This window comes from Desulfovibrio sp. 1214_IL3152 (genome assembly GCF_036763055.1).
In the GTDB taxonomy this organism is placed as follows: Bacteria; Desulfobacterota; Desulfovibrionia; order Desulfovibrionales; family Desulfovibrionaceae; genus Desulfovibrio.
In genome coordinates, this window is sequence record NZ_JBAIYW010000240.1 from 1 (window position 1) to 2,003 (window position 2,003).

General features: G+C 60.6%; 3 protein-coding genes. 2 read left to right on the forward strand and 1 reads right to left on the reverse strand.

What is annotated here, in order from left to right:
• Positions 1–270 (forward strand): AIR carboxylase family protein (locus tag V6C07_RS05030; RefSeq protein ID WP_333535270.1); only part of this gene is annotated, 270 nt, incomplete at its 5' end.
• Between the two features lie 671 nt (positions 271–941).
• Here the strand turns inward: V6C07_RS05030 and V6C07_RS05035 are convergent.
• Positions 942–1,247, reverse strand: coding sequence for a hypothetical protein (locus tag V6C07_RS05035; RefSeq protein ID WP_333535271.1), 306 nt, complete (start codon positions 1,245–1,247; stop codon positions 942–944).
• 189 nt (positions 1,248–1,436) lie between these two features.
• Here V6C07_RS05035 and mutL point away from each other — a divergent pair.
• On the forward strand, positions 1,437–2,003 hold a 567-nt coding region (mutL, locus tag V6C07_RS05040; protein ID WP_333535272.1), incomplete at its 3' end, for a DNA mismatch repair endonuclease MutL.

Genomic DNA, 2,003 nt, shown 5'->3' on the forward strand with positions numbered 1-2,003 from the left:
CGCACCACGCGCCCGGTCATTGGCATTCCCGTGTCCGGCGTGGCTCTTGGCGGCATGGACGCCCTGCTTGCAACGGTGCAGATGCCTCCCGGATTTCCTGTAGCCACGGTGGCCCTCGACAAGGCCGGGGCGCGCAATGCGGCCTGGCTTGCGGCCCAGATACTGGCCCTGACGGACGCCGAACTGAGTCGGAAGCTTTCCGCCGCCCGCGCGAAAATGCGCGAGGATGTGGAAAAGGCCGGTGACGAAATTACCCGCAAGTACGCCTGAGCCGAAGCGTTGCCGGGCAGGTGCGTCATGTGACTTCCCGCCATCTGCATAAAACTGTTTTTGCCGCAAAAAAGTCATGCCGCCGAAAAACCTTTCCGGCGGCATGACTTTTTTTGAATGCGTGCAGGCACAGCCCGCCAAGCGCGGGAATCAGGCGCGGTCCTTCAGATACGGCCCGTGAGCTTGGCTCGGGCGGGTTTTTCCCGCCGTTAGAGCAGATTAACTTTGAGAATGTACATTCTCAAAGTTTAAGTCACGCTCGCTTCGATGCTTAACCGCGCAAGTAAATTGCGCTTGCATCTTTGCGGCGGGCGACTGCTCACGTAGCCGCCAGAGCAATTTCAAAGTGAAATTGCTCTAAATCAATCGCAAGGCGGAACTGTTCCGGAGCAGTACCTGTGAGGATGCGCATTCCCAGCGTTCAAGAGCGCTCATGGCAGCACTTATCGGCGTGAACAGAGGCGTTTGCTCACGCAATAGCCAGAGGGCTTTCAACGTGAAACGGCTCTGAACAGCTCCCTGAAAAAATGGGGGTATGCCGCGCTGCGCCCGGTTCGGCGGTCGGGAATATCCGTATGCCCGCGGGGCGGCCAGCCCGGAGAACAGAAAAGGCCGCCGGGCACATGAACCGGCGGCCTTGGGATCGGGCGGGTGGGGTATCCCGCCGCAGTCTACGCATTGCCGAAATAGGGCGGGCGGCGTGTTTGCGTGTCGCCGCTGACGCGAAAAATCTGAACCGTATAGTGGCCCTTGCCGCCGCAAAGGGGGCAGGCATCGGTAACCAGCAGGCAGGATGAGTCCAGCTCCAGCGGGTCGATGCCCGCTATTCCAAGAATATCTGTGGCCTTGCCCTGTTCCCACATGACGGGTGAACCGCAGCGGCCGCATTCCACATACAGAAGTTCAGGGTCATAGCCCTTGGGCGACAAGGGGCCGCGCAAAGGTTCGGCAATGGCTTTCATGATGTTTTCGTGCATTGTTTCCTCCCTCAGCATCCGGCGCGCTGCGCTTACCTGCGTGTTTGCGGCGTCGCGCCTTTTAAGCCTTGCCTTCCATACATAAGCACCCCTGGCGGCAAGGCAAGCCCTGCGCCGTCCTGCGGGAGCGTTTTTTCCCGGCCTGCGCCGCCGCTTGCCATGCCGCACAGGGGCGCATACACTGAAACCATGTCTGAAAAAAATAGTCATATACGCCTGCTGCCGCCCGAGCTGCGCAACCAGATCGCTGCCGGCGAAGTGGTTGAACGGCCCGCCAGCGTGTTGAAAGAACTGGTGGAAAACAGCCTGGATGCCCAGGCCTGTCAGATTGATGTCTGCCTTGAAAACGGCGGGCAAAGCCGTATCAGTGTACAGGACGACGGCTGCGGCATTCCTGCGGAAGACCTTGAGCTGGCCGTCACCCGCCATGCCACCAGCAAAATAAGCTGCCTGGAAGACCTTGAGCGTATCCTCTCCTATGGCTTCCGGGGCGAGGCTTTGCCGAGCATCGCCTCGGTCTCGCGCTTTACCATAACCTCCGCCGTTCGGGACGCTGCGGGGCAGGCTGCGGCCCACCGGGTAGAGGTGGAACACGGGCTGCTCAAAAGCTCCGGCCCGGCGGCCCTGCACAGGGGAACGCTGGTGGAGGTGCGTGATCTTTTTTCCAACATACCAGCCCGGCTGAAGTTTTTAAAGACCCCTTCCACCGAGTTCCGGCGCGCCCAGGACTGGCTGGCCCGCCTTGCACTGACGCGC